Origin of the sequence: Streptomyces sp. NPDC101118, assembly GCF_044759445.1 — a bacterium.
GTDB lineage: Bacteria > Actinomycetota > Actinomycetes > Streptomycetales > Streptomycetaceae > Streptomyces.
The window spans coordinates 43,887-60,920 of the sequence record NZ_JBIVZG010000019.1 but is presented as its reverse complement, the minus strand read 5'-3'; the positions used below and the strand labels follow the sequence as shown (position 1 = coordinate 60,920).

Annotated in this window: 8 protein-coding genes; 2 read left to right on the top strand and 6 right to left on the bottom strand. The window is 69.8% G+C overall.

Annotated elements, in window-relative coordinates; translation table 11 throughout:
• Positions 1–2: 2 nt before the first annotated feature.
• The 4 genes from pglZ to ACIQUQ_RS26760 form a co-directional block, all read right to left on the bottom strand.
• Positions 3–2,900: a BREX-2 system phosphatase PglZ gene (pglZ, locus tag ACIQUQ_RS26775; protein WP_403980600.1), complete on the bottom strand. Its 2,898-nt coding sequence runs from the start codon at positions 2,898–2,900 to the stop codon at positions 3–5.
• Positions 2,897–6,793, bottom strand: coding sequence for a phage resistance protein (locus ACIQUQ_RS26770; RefSeq protein WP_403980598.1), 3,897 nt, complete (start codon positions 6,791–6,793; stop codon positions 2,897–2,899). The genes pglZ and ACIQUQ_RS26770 overlap by 4 nt, the downstream gene beginning before the upstream one ends.
• A gap of 179 nt (positions 6,794–6,972) precedes the next feature.
• Complete coding sequence (locus ACIQUQ_RS26765; RefSeq protein WP_403980595.1) at positions 6,973–7,224, bottom strand: hypothetical protein; 252 nt, start codon at positions 7,222–7,224, stop codon at positions 6,973–6,975.
• Complete coding sequence (locus ACIQUQ_RS26760) at positions 7,221–7,451, bottom strand: hypothetical protein (RefSeq protein ID WP_403980593.1); 231 nt, start codon at positions 7,449–7,451, stop codon at positions 7,221–7,223. The genes ACIQUQ_RS26765 and ACIQUQ_RS26760 overlap by 4 nt, the downstream gene beginning before the upstream one ends.
• 189 nt (positions 7,452–7,640) lie before the next feature.
• Here ACIQUQ_RS26760 and ACIQUQ_RS26755 point away from each other — a divergent pair, with 189 nt between their 5' ends.
• A complete protein-coding gene (locus ACIQUQ_RS26755; RefSeq protein ID WP_403980590.1) occupies positions 7,641–8,483 on the top strand; it encodes a helix-turn-helix domain-containing protein in 843 nt (280 codons plus the stop codon).
• Positions 8,465–8,674: a DUF397 domain-containing protein gene (locus ACIQUQ_RS26750; protein ID WP_403980588.1), complete on the top strand. Its 210-nt coding sequence runs from the start codon at positions 8,465–8,467 to the stop codon at positions 8,672–8,674. Before ACIQUQ_RS26755 ends, ACIQUQ_RS26750 begins: the two co-directional genes overlap by 19 nt.
• A gap of 72 nt (positions 8,675–8,746) precedes the next feature.
• Here the strand turns inward: ACIQUQ_RS26750 and pglX are convergent, their stop codons facing one another.
• On the bottom strand, positions 8,747–12,355 hold the full coding sequence (gene pglX / locus ACIQUQ_RS26745; protein ID WP_403980585.1) for a BREX-2 system adenine-specific DNA-methyltransferase PglX: 3,609 nt from the start codon (positions 12,353–12,355) through the stop codon (positions 8,747–8,749).
• A complete protein-coding gene (gene pglW, locus ACIQUQ_RS26740; RefSeq protein WP_403980583.1) occupies positions 12,352–16,995 on the bottom strand; it encodes a BREX system serine/threonine kinase PglW in 4,644 nt (1,547 codons plus the stop codon). The genes pglX and pglW overlap by 4 nt, the downstream gene beginning before the upstream one ends.
• Positions 16,996–17,034: the final 39 nt, after the last annotated feature.

Below are 17,034 nucleotides of genomic sequence, written 5' to 3'. Positions count from 1 at the left end.
GCCTACACCCCGAACTGCAGCTGCAGCAGGCTCCTGTCGAGACGGAGGGTCCTTCCGTCCGGCAGGGTCTGCAGGACCTGCACTCCGTCGTAGTTGAGGACCTGCCGCAGCACTGCGGCAAAGCCGTCCGCGCGGGTGGCCGGGTAGCCGACGCGCTGCGCGACAGCCGTCACGGGCAGGGTGCCGCCGGCCTCCAGGAGCGCCAGTATCGCCTTTTCCAGCTTGTCCAACGGAGGCTTGCGGGCCAGTAGCCCGACCTGGTCCTGGAAGGCCTCGGACGCGAGCAGTGCCGTGACGAGTGCCTCGTCCGGCGCGAGCAGAACGGGTGTGACCAGGGCGCCCTCGCCTTCGGCCGCCGGTACCAGAGCGACGTCGAAGAGGGAGTCGTGGGTCTGGGCGAGTTCGGCCTGCGCCTTCGTCGGCTTCTGCCGGCTCGGCTTCTCCGGCGGAGCGGGCGAGGGGGAGGCCTGGGGGACGGCCGCAAGCGGCTTCTGCTCCTCCAGGAACCACCACGCCGGACGCTGATCGCCCAGCTCGCGCCAGCCCTCGGGCGGCGTTGCGCCGAACGGCAGGAAGGCGAGCACGGGGATGGTGAACTCGCTGAGGGAGGCTCCCCCGTGGTAGCCCGCCTTGAGCGCGGTGTACCGCGAGTCCGCATCCCACAGGGCGACGATCGAGCCGCCCGGCTCGGGCCAGACCACACGAGGCCCCGACAGCGCGACCTCCGCGGCCGCCAGCGGCCCGCCGGGGGCGCGGTGCCGCGCCGAGTCCGGGGCCGTGGCACTGACCTTGACATTGCGGCGGTCCACGACGTGGCCGTGGTCGCTGGTGAGGATGACGGCCATGCCCTGGGCGGCGGCGACCCGCAGCAGATCGCGCAGCCGCCCTATCTCGTCGAGGCGCCACGCACCGTCGCCGAGCTTCTGTTCCTTGGCGAGGCGGTCGTCGATGGTGTTCAGAACCACCGCGACGTGCGTCCGCCCGTCACCGAGGGCTTCGGTGAGTGCGGGTCCGAAGGTGTCGCCCGAGCCCTCGGCCCGGAGCTCGTCCTTGTGGAAGACCGCGGCCGGGGCACCGTCCCAGAAGGCGTGGGCGGGGAAGAGCTTCTTCTCCTCGGCCTGGGTGCCCTTGGTCAGCCTTCCCGCGAACAGGGACGTACGGCAGACCGTCGTCAGCGTGGGCAGGGCCGCGGCCATCGCACGGCGGCGCGGCGCACCCTCGTCCAGCGGATCGAACTCCGCCCAGGCAGAACGCAGTTCTTCACCGAGCTCGCAGGCGATCGCAGCGCTCATCCCGTCCAGGACCAGCAGGAGCACCCGGCGGTCGGCCCCGCGGCGGACCACCGGCTTCACGACCCGGTCCAGGAAGGTCTCCACCGTCAGCATGGAGCCGGGCCGGGTGCCGGCGGAAGTCCAGCCGGCCAGGGCGCGGGCGAACTCACCGTCGATCTCGCGTCGTTTGAGGCGCACCCGCTCGCCGAGCGTGTCGTACGCCGACTTCAGGACGGGGGTGGGGTCGCCGCCCGCTTCGATGTGTTCGAGTGCCCGGTCCACCCACCCGGTTTCGGTGATGTGGCGTTGCAGCGCGTCGGCGACGGTGTCCGAGGAGACGGCCGGGTCGCCGGCCAGCCACTGCGCCAACCGCTGCGCCATACGGGCCCGTTCCACCCGCGGCAGGACGTCGGGACCGCCGGCCCGCTTGTGCCGGCCGAGGGCGCGTACGGCATCGGCGATGACGAGGGGCTGCCCGCCCGACAGAGCTCGGCCCACCGCTGCGAAGCGCGCCTCCAGGCCGGCTGCGAGCAGCGCGCTGGTCTCGGCGGCATCCTCCGCGCCGAACTGGCGGACCAGTACGGAAGCACGGTCCAGGACGGTGTCGCTGAGCCTTCGGGCCTCGCGCGCGGTCTCGGTGTCGCCCCCGGTACCGCGGGCCGCGGACGTCAGGAGCGAGGCGACGTACTCCTCGGCGGCGAGGCCGAACCGGGACACGAGGAGATCCAGCTCCTCGCCCTGGGCGAGAGGCTGTTCGCCGAACCACCGCTCGGCCCGTCCCCGTGCCTTGTACGCGGAGGCGTCCGGCCGGCAGTGCACCCACAGCGCCGCGCAGACAAGGCCGAACGCCACCGCGTCCGCGCCGTGGTCGGCCTCGACCAGCGCGAGGAGCGCCCGTCCGGCGAGGCCGGCCTGGTCCTCCTCCCCGAGGAACGCGGCAAGGCCGTCGCGCTCCGGACGGCGCAGCTTCAGGAGGAGTTCGGGTCCGCCGGCGGACAGGGACCAGCCGAACAGCGCGTGGGGGTCCAGGGCGTCTCCCGTCGGTGTCCGGCCCGCGGATTCAGCCTCCTCGTCGTACCGGCCCAGCCGCAGCCGGCGCAGGGCCAGGGAGGACAGCGCGGTACGCCGGGAGAGCATGCCGCCGGCGACGGGCGGCCAGCCTCCTCCCTTCGGCGGGGTGGCGTCGAGCAGGGCCTCCGCGGCCCAGTTGGATTCCTTGAGACGCGGGTCGACCTGCTGGGCACGGAACGCGTCGCGGACCACGTCCCAGCTGTCGACCGTGTCGACGCGCTTCTTGTGGGCGCGCGCGAGGATGGCCGGATCGAGCTCGTTCTGTTCGCGGTCGGTCAGGACGACGAGCACGGCCGGCCCGGGCACCCTGCCGTCGAGGTGGTCCAGCAGCAGTTCGTGCACGGCGAGCGGCGAGGGCGCGGCCGCGATGCGCGCGGCCAGCCCGTCACCCCAGGAGGGCTCGGCCGGGCCGTCCCACTGGGGCGCGGAGCGCAGCAACACGGCACGGCGCCGGCCGCTCCCGGCCAGAGAAGCGGTGAGAGAGCTCTGGGACGACAGGTACTGGGTGACGGTCGCAAGGTTCAGCCGGACGGCGACCGTGGTGGAAGTGGTGCTCATCCGCCGATGACCCGCCAGGTGATCTCGACCCTGGCGCCCGGCTCGGCGGCGGCCAGCTCCGCCAGCTCCGCCTGGAGCTCGGCCACCGCGCGCGAGGCCGTGGTCGTACCTCCACCACTCGTGCGGTACTTCCGCCCCGAGGCGGCGGCGGGTGACGGCTGCTGCGGCTCGTACGGGATCCGGGGGTCGCTGGTGGGTGTGTCCAGCGGGACGTCGGAGGGCCCCGGGGCGGGGATCGGGGCTACCGGCGGCGGAGAGACAGTCCGGTTCCGCTTGACCAGGGCCAGGACCTCGCGCTGGGTGCGTGCAAGTGCCTCTTCCAGCCTGTCCGTGCGCTGCTGTTCACTGCGGGCCACATTGCGCAGGGACTCAAGGAGGGCCTCGCCTTCCGGGCCCTCGGCCGACGCCAGCTCCAGCGTGCTCCAGGACGCGGCGGCCAGCGCTTCGGCGACCTTTCGCGCCTGGGCGATGGACGTCCCGTACTGCTCCGCGCTCGCCTGGCCGAGGTCGAAGCGGGCCAGTGCCTCGACTGTCTTCTTCGCCCCCGCGGCGCCTTGGCCCGCCGTCCCGGTCAGGACCTTCAGCAGTTCCACGGCCTGCCGGGCGAGTGCGAGGCGGCCGGTCTCACCGGTCTGGTCGAGGTGCAGGAACCCGGCGTGGTCCTCCAGCCGCTGGACGAGCTCGGCGGCGGGCTCCTGGAAGGCACGGGCCTGCTCGGTGATCTGGCGGGCGAACTGGTTGACGATGCGGCCGCGCAGGAGGGTGGGCGCCGTCTGACCGAAGACCGCGGCGAAGCGCTGCCGGGCCGTCTCCCAGTCCTCGGCGGAGGGCAGGGGCTGGCTGCGCAGGGCGTCGCGGTCCTTGATCTGCGTCAGTTCCGGGGCGGGGTCGAGCGGCATGCCTTCCCGCACCCAGACCCGGTCGTCCATCTCGGCGAAGGAGGCCACGACGAGCCGGACGAGGAAGTCGGGCAGTCCGCGGGGGGTGGGCTTGTCGCTCCAGTCGGTGAGCGTGATCAGAGTGAGGTCGCTGGTGACGCCCTTCTCGCGGGCGAGCTGGCGGAAGTGGTCGGCCCAGAACGTGGACAGCTCGAAGTACGCCTCCTTCTGATGCCCGAGGCGCAGCGGACGGGCGATCCGCCGCATCAGCGCCCGGTCGCCCGCCGGAACCTCGGCCCGGTGGTCGCGGGCTTCGGCCGCGGCCCGGACGTGGGTGAAGACCTTCCTGGCGTCGGCGGCCTTGACGACCGTCCCGGTGTTCTCGGGGTCGAGGTCGGGGTGGTCGGGGAACTGGGTGGCGAGCAGCTTGCCGGCGATGTGCCGGATGCCGTCGCGCAGCGACTGCCCGAAGGAGAGGGTGAGCCCGTCGACCTCGCGCAGCGACTCCAGGTGGTCGCTGAAGCCCAGCTCCACGTCCGCCGGCTTCTTCTCGGCGAGTCCGTACGCCTGCTTGAAGGCGGCCTTGACGTTCTTCAGCAGGGATTCGCGCTGGGTCTCGAGGAGGCCCTTGGCGCGGGCCCGGTTGTCGGCGTTCAGGTGGCCGGCGTACTGGCTGTCGAAGCGCTGGTCGTCGGCGAGCGCCTTGTCGATGACGACGAGCCGGCAGAAGTCGGCGTACCGCTGGCTGGAGAGGTGGGTGGGCAGCCAGGCGACGGTGCGGGACCGCTCGTCCTGCTGCTTCTCCCGCAGGCGGCGGATGCGGTTGGCGTCCTCGACGGGGCCGTACTCGCCGTCGTCGAAGGGGAGGTCGATGGCGATGCGCCAGCGGCCTTCCTCGCGGGGCATGAGGTCGTGGTCGGGCAGCTCGTCCTCGTCCGCCATGTTCCCGAAGATCACCTCGACGGCGCGGCTGGTGCCGCGCCAGACGAGGTTCAGCTCGTCGACCAGCTGGCCCTGGCTGAGGTCGAGCTCCGCCGCGAGCAGCCGCTTGGCGAGGGCGAGGCGGTTGCCCGGGTTGTTGTTGACGTTGGCGTTGGCGATGACCGAGTCGACGTCGACGCCGGAGAGCTCCAGGCGGACGCCCGGGTTGGCATCGGTGCCGGTCTCCTTGATCTCCGGGAAGCGGCCCGCCCAGTCGGCGACTTTGTTCTTGAGGATGCCGTACTCGCGGCCTGGGATCGGGGCGACGACCGAGCCGTAGTTCAGCGCGGACAGGCGGCGGATCGTCAGGTCGGCGAGGGCCGGAACGCTCGGCGCGAGCGCGGAGAGGAGGAGCGTGCCGATGATCCGGTTGTCACCGACGAAGGTCTTCACCCGGCCGCGCAGCTCCGGGTCGGTGAGCGTCTCGGGGCGGTGGGTGTACTGCTCGACGTCCTCCTCCGACACGTTGTACGTGGCGAGGAGGAACGGGCGCAGCTTGGTGCGGTAGAGCTTGTCGGCGGCCTCGAAGACGACCTTGAGGCTGTCGGTGAACGGCTTATCGCCGCCCGCGGTGATCAGCGGGTACAGGTCGCCGACCGGGACCAGGTCGCCCAGGCGCAGCTCGTGGCGGTGGTCGGCGAGGAGCTGGCCCATCAGCTTCATGCCGGTGCGGTTGCGCTGGAGCGCGGAGGAGACGTGGACGAGCGTGTCCATGAACGCCGGGGAGAACGGGTAGGTGAGCCGGAAGCTCTCCTCGTCGGCCCCGACGCCGTCGGCGCCGCGGTCGGAGCCGAGGAGGGTGTCCCACACCTCCTGGCGGACCTTGCGGGTCTTCTCGAACTCGGCGGTGATGAGGGCGGCCGCCTCGGCGTCCTTGGGCCGGAGCAGGCGGGCGTGCGCCACCTGGGGGAGGTTGCGGTCCTCCAGGGTGATCTTGTCGAACCGGCCGGAGGCCTGGTTGAGGGTGTCTTGGATGGAGGACTCGGCGGCCCCGGACAGCTCCTCGCCGACCAGTTCGCGCAGGTCGCGCTGGCGGGCGATGAACGACACGATCGGGATGGCCCGGCGGGCGTCGGCGCCCTCCACGAAGTTGGTGATCTTGCCGGCCTCGCGGCCCACGAACTTCTGGTCGTGGATGAGGGTGGCCAGCCAGAGGATCAGCTCGTCGAGGAAGAGGATCAGGCCGTCGTAGCCGAGGGACTTCGCGTGTTCGGCGATCACGGACAGGCCGGCGTCGAGCGAGATGAAGCCGTGCTCGTTCTCGTGGGCGTTCTGCGTGAAGCCGGGCAGCAGGTTGGTGCTGGCGTCCTGGACCAGGCGGGCGCGCAGCTCCACGGGGGTGGAGGGGGTGACGAGGTTGAGCGCGTACCCGGCCTCGTGGATCTCCTCGGCGGCGAGCGCGGTGTCGAGGAGGGCGGGCGTCCAGGCGAAGGACTCGCCCCACTCGTCGTCCTCGTCCGCCTCCCCGCCGACCGTGCCGAGGCCCTTGATGACGGCCTCGTCGCCCATGCGCTCGCGCATGGCGTGGATGTCGGCGAAGAGGGAGTCGGTGCGGTAGACCCGGGGGGTCGGCGCCTCGGGGTGGAGCTTCTTGACGTGGCTGACGTAGGTGCCGAGGACCCGCTGCTCCAGGGCCTTCGCGCCGAGCATGTGGTACGGGACGAGGAGGAACTTCTTGCCGTCCGTGGTGAGCCACTCGTGCTTGGCGAGTACGGGGTCGAAGTCGGAGCGGCGGTGGGCGGCCGGGCTGCCGCTGAGGAGGGCGTGCAGCACGGCCATGAAGTGCGACTTACCGGAACCGAAGGAACCGTGGAGGTACGCGGCCTTGGAGGTGTGCCCGTCGAGGGAGGCCTTGATGAGGCCGAGGGCCTCGTCGAAGTTCTCCAGCAGCCGTTCCGTGACGACGTAGTCCTTGAGCGCGAGCTCGGCACCCTCGGGGGTGGTGGCCTCGGAGAGCTGCAGGACGAAGTCGGAGGTGGAGATCGACTCCTTGATGTCGATCACATCGCGGAGGAGGGGCGGCTGCTGGGCCATTGCGCGTCTCGCTCACCTTCTGACGGCGTGCGCCGTCGCAGTCCGTGCCGGTACCGGGACAAGTTCCTCCGACATTGTCCGGCATCCTCGCTGGTTACGGGCCTGATGGGCGGAAATATCCGAGGATCGCGACGGCAGCGGCCATGAACAGCGGAGGGGCGCGGGAGCGGCCGGCCGGCTCAGCCGCTCGGACGGGGCCCACGGCTCCGGGCGTTGACCTCCGCGAGGCGGGCCCGGAGCACTTCCGCGGTGCTGACCGGCTCGGTGTCTTCCGATTCCGCTTCCCAAGCCCGGCCGCCGATGAGGGGGCGGATCCGGAGGTGGGGGCCGATGCGGTCGGTGACGATGCCGAGGCGGTTGCGGCGGGTGTCCCGGACGATCGCGCCGATGGCCGGGGCGGGGCCGGGACCGGGCAGGTCGTCGGCCGTCATCGGGAGGCGCCCCGAGTGATCACTTCCGCGAGGGCGTGTGCCACGGGGGTGGAGCACTGCCCGAGGTGGACGAAGGCGTAGCGGGCGCCCTCGGCCCAGGGAGTACGGATGTCCATGGCGGGCAACTGGATGCCGGCCCGGGTGAGGGCGGTGGCGAGGGCGTCACGGGCGTCCATGGCTTCCTTGACCTTGAGCTGGGCGGGGGTGGCGGGTCGGGAATCGGGCATGACGGACTCCTTCGGCTGGCGGTGACCTGTTTTCCCGGACCGGGGCGTGCGAGGTGGATTACGGTGCGTAGCCCGGGCACTACGAGCATGGACCCCGCAGGAGGCTGGCGACACCGTGGACGGGGTCTGGTTCCCCAGCCCGCGGCGGTAGTTCCACACCTTCCACGGAGACCAGGAAGGGGAGCCGTGATGCCGCCACGCAGGGTGGTCACGGGCCGCAGCCAGGAGCCGCGGCAACGGTTCGCGGAGGAGCTGCGGCAGCTGAGGGCGGGGAGCGGGGCGAGCCTGCGGCAGCTGGGGGAGCGGCTGGGGTGGGACTGGTCGCTCTTCGGGAAGATGGAGAAGGGCGAAACTCTGGGCGGACCGGAGGTCGTCCAGGCGCTGGACCAGCACTACCGGACCTCGGGGATGCTGCTCGTGCTGTGGGAGCTTGCGCGCGGGGACAAGACCCAGTTCAAGGAGCGGTACCGGCGGTACATGACGCTGGAGTCCGAGGCGGTGAGCCTGTGGCACTTCGCGGTGAGTGTGCTGCCGGGGTTGCTCCAGACGCGGGGGTACGCAAGGGAACTGCTGGCCGCGGGCGGGCTTACGGGGGACGCACTGACGCAGCAGGTGGAGGCGCGGTTGGGGCGGCAGGAGCTGCTGGAGGGGGAGGGGGCTCCGCCGTTTCGGACGATCGTGTCGGAGGCGGTGTTGAGGACGGCGCTGCGGGATGCGGTGGCGTGGCGGCAGCAGTTGGAGTACGTGGCCGAGATGGCTGAGCGGCCGAACGTGACCATGCACGTACTGCCCTTCAGCGCCGGACCATGCGGCTTGGACAGCACGGCTGTGATGTTTCTACGGCTTGCCGACGGGCGTACCGTGGCGTACACGGAGAACGCCCACCGCGGTGAACTCATCGAGGAAATCAGCGCGGTTGAGCGGCTGCAGCGCGCCTACGATGCGGTCCGTGACTTGGCGCTTTCCCCAGCCGAGTCACGGAAGTTCATCCTGCGCATGTTGGAGGAAGTACCGTGCGACCCATCGACCTGAGCGACGCAACCTGGCGTAAGAGCTCGCGCAGCAACTCGACCGGTGGCGAGTGCCTCGAGGTTTGCGATGAATTCGGTGGCATTGTCCCAGTGCGGGACAGCAAGGACCCGCACGGGCCAGTGCTTCTGTTCCCGGCCGACGGCTGGGCGGCCTTCGTCTCTGCCGTCAAGGACTGCGGACTGCCCCGATGAAGAAAGACGAATGCCGGATGGCCTCCCAGAACCAGTTGGTTCTCGGAGGCCATCCGGCGTTGCCAGCGGTCCCTACTTCTTGGTGCGTCGTCCTCGGCTGGCGGCAGCTGGGCGCCAGGCGCGCAGGTCGTCGTCGGTCAGGCCGTGCTCCCCCTGCACCATCTGCCGGTCGCCCCGGAAGAATGCGGCCGGTGAGGCTCCGAAGTTCACGTCGAACTCGTTGTGCCACTGGTCAAGCCAGGGCTGGAGCTCGAGCAGCCCGGCAAGGAACGGCGTCAGCTCCTCGGAGGTCAGCGCCTCATGAGAGGCGATGTACGCATCGAGGGCGTACGCCTGCTCCCGGTGGTCCCAGCCGGCCCAGCCGTAGAGGTCGGGCGTGGGGGTGTTGGTCTGCCCGTATGAGATGAACCGTTCCTTGGGCACGTCGAGCTTGCCGCGCGCCTTCCAGTAGGAGGGGCGCAGGAAGTCCGCCGAGGTGTACTTCGGCGGCACGGGGATCCTGTCCCGGATCTTCCGCTTGGCCGGCTCATCTGGGGCAGCGTCCTCCTGCCGCTGCAGATCCCAGACATGCTCCCAGTCCGCGCGCTTCTTCAACCCGGAGGGCTTGTACCGCAGGGCGGGGAGGAACGGCACGTGCTCGTCGGTCATCAACTCGGCGACGACGGCCGGCAATTCCTTGCGCGGCGCGTAGACCTTGGCAACGGAGACGAAGTCTTCGTCACGTGAAAGGGCGTCCGTGAGTCGGGAGAGGCTCACGAGGGTGGGCATCCCATTCTCGTCGAACCAGTGGTCACGGTTCTCGATCCGATCAAGCAGCCAGGACCGAAGCGCCTTCTCCTGAAGTGCGTCCCACCCCTCGGTGGCCCAGCGCCGCTTGTACTCCGGCCGCTCGACCATGGCGATGGCTCGGCTTGACTCGATGGCGTCGATCCGCTTCTGAACAACCTCGCGGTACGTGGCAGGCCAATGTGTAGGAATCTCGGTGATGGGCGTGGACCCGTGCCGCTTGAACCATTCGTCGCTGGCCTCGCCTGCGGCAGCTCGTCGTGCCAGCACGATCTCGAAGGCGCGCTCACCGAGAGCGAGCTCAGGAATGGCGGGATCGGCGGGGTCATCGGACACCCGCAGGTCCTCGGGCAGTAGGTTATACAGAGAATAGACTTGCCAGTCCAACTCTTCCTGAAGGGAGATCATTCGTGCGCGGATTGCCAGCCAATTGGTTCTGGCTGTGCGCAGAGTGGATGCGATGGACGTGACGTCAGTCGCCACTGCTGCGGGGCTGGTGGACGCCAGCTGCTGGGAGAGGGAATCCAGAGAGGCCCCAAGTGTGATGGTGGAGTAACTGGACGGTAGGGGGAATTCCAGGAGAACACCCGAGTTGAACTGGTAGCGTTCCGACCATGGTTGGGAACTGACACGCGCGCCGTCCCCCCCGACAGGATCGCCTCCGCCGCCGTAATTGACCTGCTTCATCCAGAAGCCTGCGGTTGAGCTGTTGAGTAGCCCGAGAATTTGCAGGCGCTCTTCGTCACTCGCTTCAGCGCGAAGTGCGATCACAGGGGCTGATTTGTTGAATACCTTCCCTCCGCGGTCCAATGTGAAGTGATTGTGTGTTGACACGAAAGCAAATGACAACAGACAGCGAGAATCGAGCCGGTCCTGCTTAGAGAATGCGTAGTCTGACCATGCCATACCCCGCTGCTCTTTCGTCTTGCCAAAATAGAGGGTACCTCTCAGTACTTTGCGTCCATACCAAAGAGGTCCTGTTTCCAAAGCTTCGCGCTCTTCGGAGGTGGGGTTGACCGGGTAGATGCAAGAGGATGCCGGCTCGCCGCCCCAGTCGCGAACCTTATCGCCCTCAATAAACGGGCGAATTCGAGAAAGTTTGGATTTTACTCCGTTAGCCAAGGGGTGTGGATAGATGTACAGATCGTCGTCTCCGGTGATGGCTGCGGAGCCAATGGAATCCGCAATCGAAGCCAAGGTCTGCCGTGATGTCAAATGGAGCTGTTCGATGGTTTCCAAACTTCCATCGGCGAGAATCCATGGTTGTTTGCCAAAGTAGCGCTCGCGTTCAAGATCATCGACGGAGACCCATTGGCTCACTGAACCGGGTTCGTCAATCTGGCCTGTGATTGCTTGCCAAACCTTGCCCTTGTGTGGCAGTTCCGGTGCCGTCGGTTCGCCTTGAATGCTTCGCACGGTCCGGATGGTTTCGGAGCGCGCGTTGCCCTCCCGTCGCCTGCCGATAAGGATGACTGTGGGTGTCCCGTGCCCTGGAATGTAGGCTCCCGAAGTGTCGATGACTTCGGTCAATTCCACCTTGTGCCGGAAGTATGACTCGATAAGCTTCGTGCCGAACTCTCTTTTCGTGAAGGAGTTTGCGGTGATCTGTCCGACCATGCCATATCCATGACCCTGTGCGTCTCCGCGCCTAGCCAGCTCAAAGAACCGCTGAGCGAAAGGTACGGAGAGGGCGTACTTTCCGCCGCAAGCGTCATAAAGATCTCGATACAGTCCGTTGAGATTCTTATCCCGCACCGTGATGTAGGGTGGGTTCCCTGCAACTACGTGATATCGTCCCTGCTGCAGGATTTCAGGGTGTTCGTTCAAATCCTCCGTGGAGTATGTGAACGACGTCAGCGGATCATCGTCCTCGTCCTCACCCAGTGTCAGCTCCAACTGTCGAGCCTTGATCAGCGAGTCGCCCACTGCGAGGTGAATCGGCCACTCGTACTTCGCGGCTTCGGCCATCGTTCGGGCCCCGCTCGCAGCCATCGCCGCCACCAGCAGCCGGAACCGGGCAATGGCCACCGCGAACGGATTCAGGTCCACGCCGTGCACCGAGTCCAGTGCTGCCCGCACCCGCTCGTGCGCGTCCTTGCCCGGCTGGCCCTCGGCCCACAGCCGCACCAGGCGCCGGAAGGCGCCCAGCACGAAGTGGCCCGACCCGCACGTCGGGTCGATCATCTTCAGGTCCTCGTAGCCGAACTCGCGGACGGCCGGGTCCATGGTGCGGTCGAGGATGAACTCCTCCACGAACTCCGGGGTCTGGAGGAGCGCGTAGGTCTTGCGGGCGGCCTCGCTCAGGTCCTGGTACAGGTCGCCTAGAAAGCGGGTATCCCAGCCCTCCGTGCCGTCCTCGTTCAGCTTGTCCGTGAAGTCGTGGACCAGCACGCCCGCCTCGTCGCGCTCGCGCCAGAACGCGATGAGATCCCGCGCCCCGTCGTGCGACAGGGGGATCTGGAAGAGCGGGTTGTGCTTGCGGTCGAACAGCAGACGGCCGGCCTGGCCGGCGCCCAGCTCCTCGAACGCGCGCTCCAGCCACCCGCGGAAGGTCGGGTCCGCGTCCTTCGCCACGTATTCCTCGTACCGGGCCAGGGCCAGGTCGCGGCGGTCCGGGTCCGGAGCCGTCAGGTACGGCTCCGGGATGAGTTCGTTGTCCTCGCAGAAGCGGACGAAGACCGTGCCCAGGACCCAGGCGACAGCGACCTGCGTGACGCGCTCGTCCAGCCAGGAGTTCCACGTCGCCGCCGTGCGGCCCAGCTTGCGGGCCTGGTCGTATTCGGCGCGCAGGCGGGTGCCTACCTCCGTGACGGCTTTGACCTGCTTTCCGAGGTCCGTCTCGACCGCTTTGACCTGCTTCTTGAGGTCTTCCAACAGGGCCTTGCGGTCGATCACTTGGTGTCTCCCTCGGTTCCGTCCGTCACTGCTGTCCTGCTCGTACTCGCGTCCTTGACCCACGAGTCCGGAAGTTCGATCCACTCGCCCAAACCCGCCTGGTACGCCACCGCGACCTGGCTCAGCTTCGGCTCCCTCGCCGGGTCGCTCTGCGGGACCAGGAGCCACAGGCCGCGGCCGCCCTGGCGGGCTGCCTCCGCCAGGCGGTCCAGGACGCCCATCGCGTCGTAGCGGGCGAAGGCCGCCGCCTCTGTCAGGAGGACCGGGCCGGTGCCGGCGGTGGGGGCCAGCAGGGTGCGGATCTGCGGTTCCACCGTGCCCCAGGCCGTCCGGGCGTACTCCGCGAACTTCATCGCGCCGCGCGAGCCCGGCTCCGCCACGTCAGCTTTCAGCAGCGTCTCCCACGTCGGCTTCAAGCCCTCCGGGGCGAGCGCGTGCATCGCCTCCAGGAAGAGGGCCGTCACCGAGACCGCCTGGGCGCCGATGGGCGCCGCGGACAGGGCGCGCGTCGCTTCCTCCGGGCGGTGGTGGTGGACGGTCAGGACGCGGTAGCCGTCGCGACGGGCCGACGCGGCCAGGCGTTCCTTCGCGCGGACGGCAGCCGCCAGCGCCGGGTCGTCCGCGTAGCGGGTCACCGCGCCCACATCCGTGGCCTGGCGCCAGGCACCGGTCGTCAGGTAGCTGGACGCGCTGTCCATGCGGGTCGGCAGGTAGCGCAGGGTCTTGGTGTCCTCGCGCGTGGACAAGGTCAGGTCGAAGCCGGCGTCCCGGAGGGCCTTCGTCAACGGGCCGCCCGTCGGGAGCTCGTGGGTGAGGCCGCCCCGGGAGTCCGGCAGGACCAGCTCGGGGAAGCGGGCCCGGACGCGCTCGTGGACGTCCTCGCTCGTCACACCCGGCTGGCGGGCCTCCGGGACGTTCGGGATGAGGCGGACCAGGCCGGCCTGGGTGAGGCGAAGGGCCCGTACGAGGGACAGGTCGCGCGGGTAGATCTCCAGGCGGGGCGTCGCCGCCGCGTTGAGGGAGGCGGCCGCGGCCAGCTCCACCAGGCGGCGTTCGTCCCACTCCACCGAGCCCGGGGGAGGGGTGAGGGAACCGAGCTCGCTCAGTACCGTCGTCGCCGTCGGGAGGGTTTCGAGGCGGGCAAGCCGGTCGGCCGTCTTGCCCAGGCGGGTGGCGTAGTCGAGCAGGCCCGGCGCCGTGGGGGTGTCCGGGGCGTCGTCCTCGCGGACGTCCAGGGCCAGCAGGCCCGCGCCCAGTGCCTCCTCCGTCGCCTTCCGGTTCGGCTGGTGCTGGAACTCGGCTTCCTCCGGCTCCAGCTGCTCCACCTCCACCACCGCCCGCACGGCGGCCAGCGCCAGCGCACGCCGCTGCTCGCGCTCAGCGAGCTGCGTGCCACGGCGTACGGCGAGGGCGTCGGCGATCTCCGCGGCGGAGGCGACCCGGCCCAGGTCGGAGAGGAGGTCCATGATCTCGGCGCGCAGCGCCTGCACCGCCGGGTGCTTCTTCCAGCGCTTGCGCTCCTCCTTGAGGAGCTGCGGGATACGGCCGGCAGACAGGCCGAGGGCGTCCGCGACGTCCTTCTGCTTGGGCCAGACGCCGATGTCCGGCAGGTCGCCCTGTGCGTTGGGCAGGCGCAGGAGCAGGCGTACGGTCTCGACCTTGTTGTGGTTCGAGCGGTTGTTGTTGAGCTCCGGGACGAAGATCGTGGCCAGGGTGTCCAGGCTGACGGCCCGCAGCGCGGAGCCGGACAGGCCGCCGGCGTTCTCACCGGAGGCCAGGGCGCCGAGCAGCACGGACTCGGTGCCGGACAGCTGGGCCAGCTCCTCCTTGGCCTCGGCCCGGCCCCGCGGAGTGAGCGGCGAGACCGGCGACTCCCGGAGGCGGTCGCCCCACTCGCGCTGGCGGCGCTGGACCTCGCTGCGGGTCTTCGCACCCAGCCCTGGGGCGTTGAGCAGCTTGCGGCGACTGTAGTCGAGGAGTTCGCCGACCGTGGTGACGTCCAGGCCGTAGAGGAAGGCCTCGGCGGCCGGGGTGAGGCCGGCGGCCGACAGGTGGGTGTCGCGGGTGACCTCGGCCGCCAGCTGCTCGCGCTGCTGCTCCGCGGTGAGCGGTTCGGCGTCCGCGATAGTGGCCTGGCCGGTGACGGCGGCAGGATGTTCCGCCGGCTCCGGGTGGCGGGAGCGGTGGCTGGACGGGACGGTCTGCGACGCGTCCAGGAAGATCTTCTTCCAGGCGTCCCGCATCGGCTTCAGCTCGGGGAAGCGTCGGGCAGCATCCCGGTGCAGGGCCCTCTCGAAGAAGGAGACCAGGCCGTCGCGCACGGCGGGCTCGAAGGCGTCCTTCGCGATGGTCGGGTACGGGTGCTGCTTCGGGTCCGTCATCCGGGGCAGCACCGAGCCGTCGCCCCACTTGGGGAGTTCGCCCGAGGCCATCTGGTGCAGGGTGACCGCGACCGCGTACCGCTCGGCGTGGGAGTCGTAGGCGGTGCGGGTCAGCGTCCCGATGAACGGGTCGAGGTAGCCCTCCGTGCCGGCCTCGTAGTCCTTCGCCGGATATCCGGCCAGGGAGAAATCGATGAGGACGAGCTCGCGGGTGCGGTTCGGGCGGATGCGGATGGCGATGTTGTCCGGCTTGATGTCGCGGTGCCAGACGCTCTCGCCCTCCAGGAAGTCGACGGCTCCGAAGAGGTAGTCGCCGTACGCCTCCAGCTGGTCGATCTGGAGCCGGCCACTCTCGCGCAGCTGGCGGGCCACGGTCTCCTCGCGGCGGCGGGCACGGGGGGTTCCGGACTCCTCGCCCTCGCCGGTCTCCTCCCGTTCGTCGCCCACGTACTCCAGGACGAGGACCGTACGGTCGGCGATCTTCAGCGGTTCGGGCTCGACGAGCCGGATGACGCGGGAGTCGGCACGCAGCCGCCCCATCACCTCGGCCTCATGGGCGAGGATCTCGCCCCGGCTGTCGGAGAGCGCCACCTTGAGGACGGCCAACGGCCGCGTCTTGCGCTCCTCGGCCTCCAGGTCGCGTACGAGGAAGGCACGGCTGGTGGAGCCGGTGCCCAGGCGGCGCCGGACCTGCCAGCGCCCGCCGAGTACGTCGCCGGCGACCGCTTCGAGCGGGTCCTTCTCGGGGGCCTCCGGGGCCGGGGGCGCTGAGGGCGCGGTGAGGGAGTCCTCGACGAGTTCCAGCATCTCGAGGAACTCGTCGACGGTGGAGAGGCGCTGGCCGGGCCGGTAGGCGGTGGCCGCCTGCACCAGGTCGTCGATGTCCTCGGAGAGGCCGTCCACCAGCGAGCTGGGGCGCAGGCCCTCGCCCGCTTCGAGGCGCGTCAGGAGTTCTGCCTGGCTGGCGGCCGGGGCCTTGCCCGTCACCAGGAGGTAGGTGAGGACGCCGAGGCCGTACACGTCCAGGTAGACCGGGTCGGCATTGAGGGCGGTCAGCTCGGGCGCGAGGTACGGGTCGGAGCCCTCCGGCAGGTGCATCGCCGACAGCGCGGTCGGGGCGAAGCGGGTCCCGCCCTGGCCGGAGCTGCCCGCGCCGCTGCGCTGCGTGGCGATCTGCCAGTCGGAGATCTGCAGGTGCGGGGAGAGCCAGGCCGCGTCCTCGCCGACGGCCTGTCCCTCGCGGCCGCGGTTGCGCGGCATGACGTGCACGGAGCGGGCGGCGAGTGCCCGGTGGTGGATGCGGCTGGAGTGGGCGGAGCGCATCGTCTCGGCGAGCTGCCGGACGAGGGCCATGCGGCCGAGGATGTCGAGCTTCTCCCCGTACTGGAGGAGGTACTCGTCCAGGCGCAGGGTCTGCGGGTGGTAGTCGAAGATCAGGGCGGGGCCCCAGGCGTGCCCGGACGGGTCGTACTGCTTGAGCTGGACGACACCGGGGTGGCGGAAGCGGCGCAGGACGGCCGCCTCGCGTCGGGCGGCGCTCTCCACGGACTGCCGGATCGAGGCGTCCGAGCCGCGCTCGCGCAGGTAGATGCGGACGCGGGCGACCTCGGGCAGTTCGGTGTGCTCGGCGAGGTAGTCGGCCCAGGTCTCGCCGGAGTCGAAGGCCTTCCGCTTCAGCTCGTACGGTCCGACCTTGTACCTGGCGTCGCTGGGGCGGACGCCGACCCGCTCCAGGGCGGCCTTGATCTCACGGGAGTCGATGGCGGTGATACGCCGGCGCTCGTCGCGCGGGGGCTGGTTCAGCATCGCGACCAGCTCGCTGATCGTGTAGACGCCGTTCTCGTCGTGGGCGGGGAGCCGCACGCGCAGGTCTCTGGCCGTGAAGCAGACGGCCTCGGCGACCCAGACGCGCTTGCCGTTCTGGCCGAGCAGCCCGGCGAGCTCCTTCGCCTTCTTGTTGACCAGATGCAGCGGGTTGCCGTGCGTGACGCGGCGACCGGTGGGCGTGGTCTGGACCCAGGTGCCGTTCTCGCTGGTCAGGGAGCCGTGCCAGTTCTTCAGCTCGATCATGCAGACGCCGCCGGGGGCGACGACGAGGAGATCGATCTCGCGGACGTGTCCGGTGTTCGCGGTGAAGGTGAAGTTCGACCAGGCCCGCCAGGGATCCGCGTCGGGCAGCTTCTCGCGGATGGACTCCAAGCCGCGGTGTTCGTGCTCGTACTCGGACTCGGTGACCGTGGTCCACCGGCCTTCCCGCATGTGCGGCCCCCGCTTCGTCGCTTCCTGCTGAGAGCTGAC

Coding starts and splice junctions, on each gene's coding strand:
- ACIQUQ_RS26765 (WP_403980595.1), bottom strand. CDS start 7,224: ATGACGGCCGACGACCTGCCCGGTCCCGGCCCCGCCCCGGCCATCGGC.
- pglZ (WP_403980600.1), bottom strand. CDS start 2,900: ATGAGCACCACTTCCACCACGGTCGCCGTCCGGCTGAACCTTGCGACC.
- pglW (WP_403980583.1), bottom strand. CDS start 16,995: ATGCGGGAAGGCCGGTGGACCACGGTCACCGAGTCCGAGTACGAGCAC.
- ACIQUQ_RS26755 (WP_403980590.1), top strand. CDS start 7,641: ATGCCGCCACGCAGGGTGGTCACGGGCCGCAGCCAGGAGCCGCGGCAA.
- ACIQUQ_RS26770 (WP_403980598.1), bottom strand. CDS start 6,793: ATGGCCCAGCAGCCGCCCCTCCTCCGCGATGTGATCGACATCAAGGAG.
- ACIQUQ_RS26760 (WP_403980593.1), bottom strand. CDS start 7,451: ATGCCCGATTCCCGACCCGCCACCCCCGCCCAGCTCAAGGTCAAGGAA.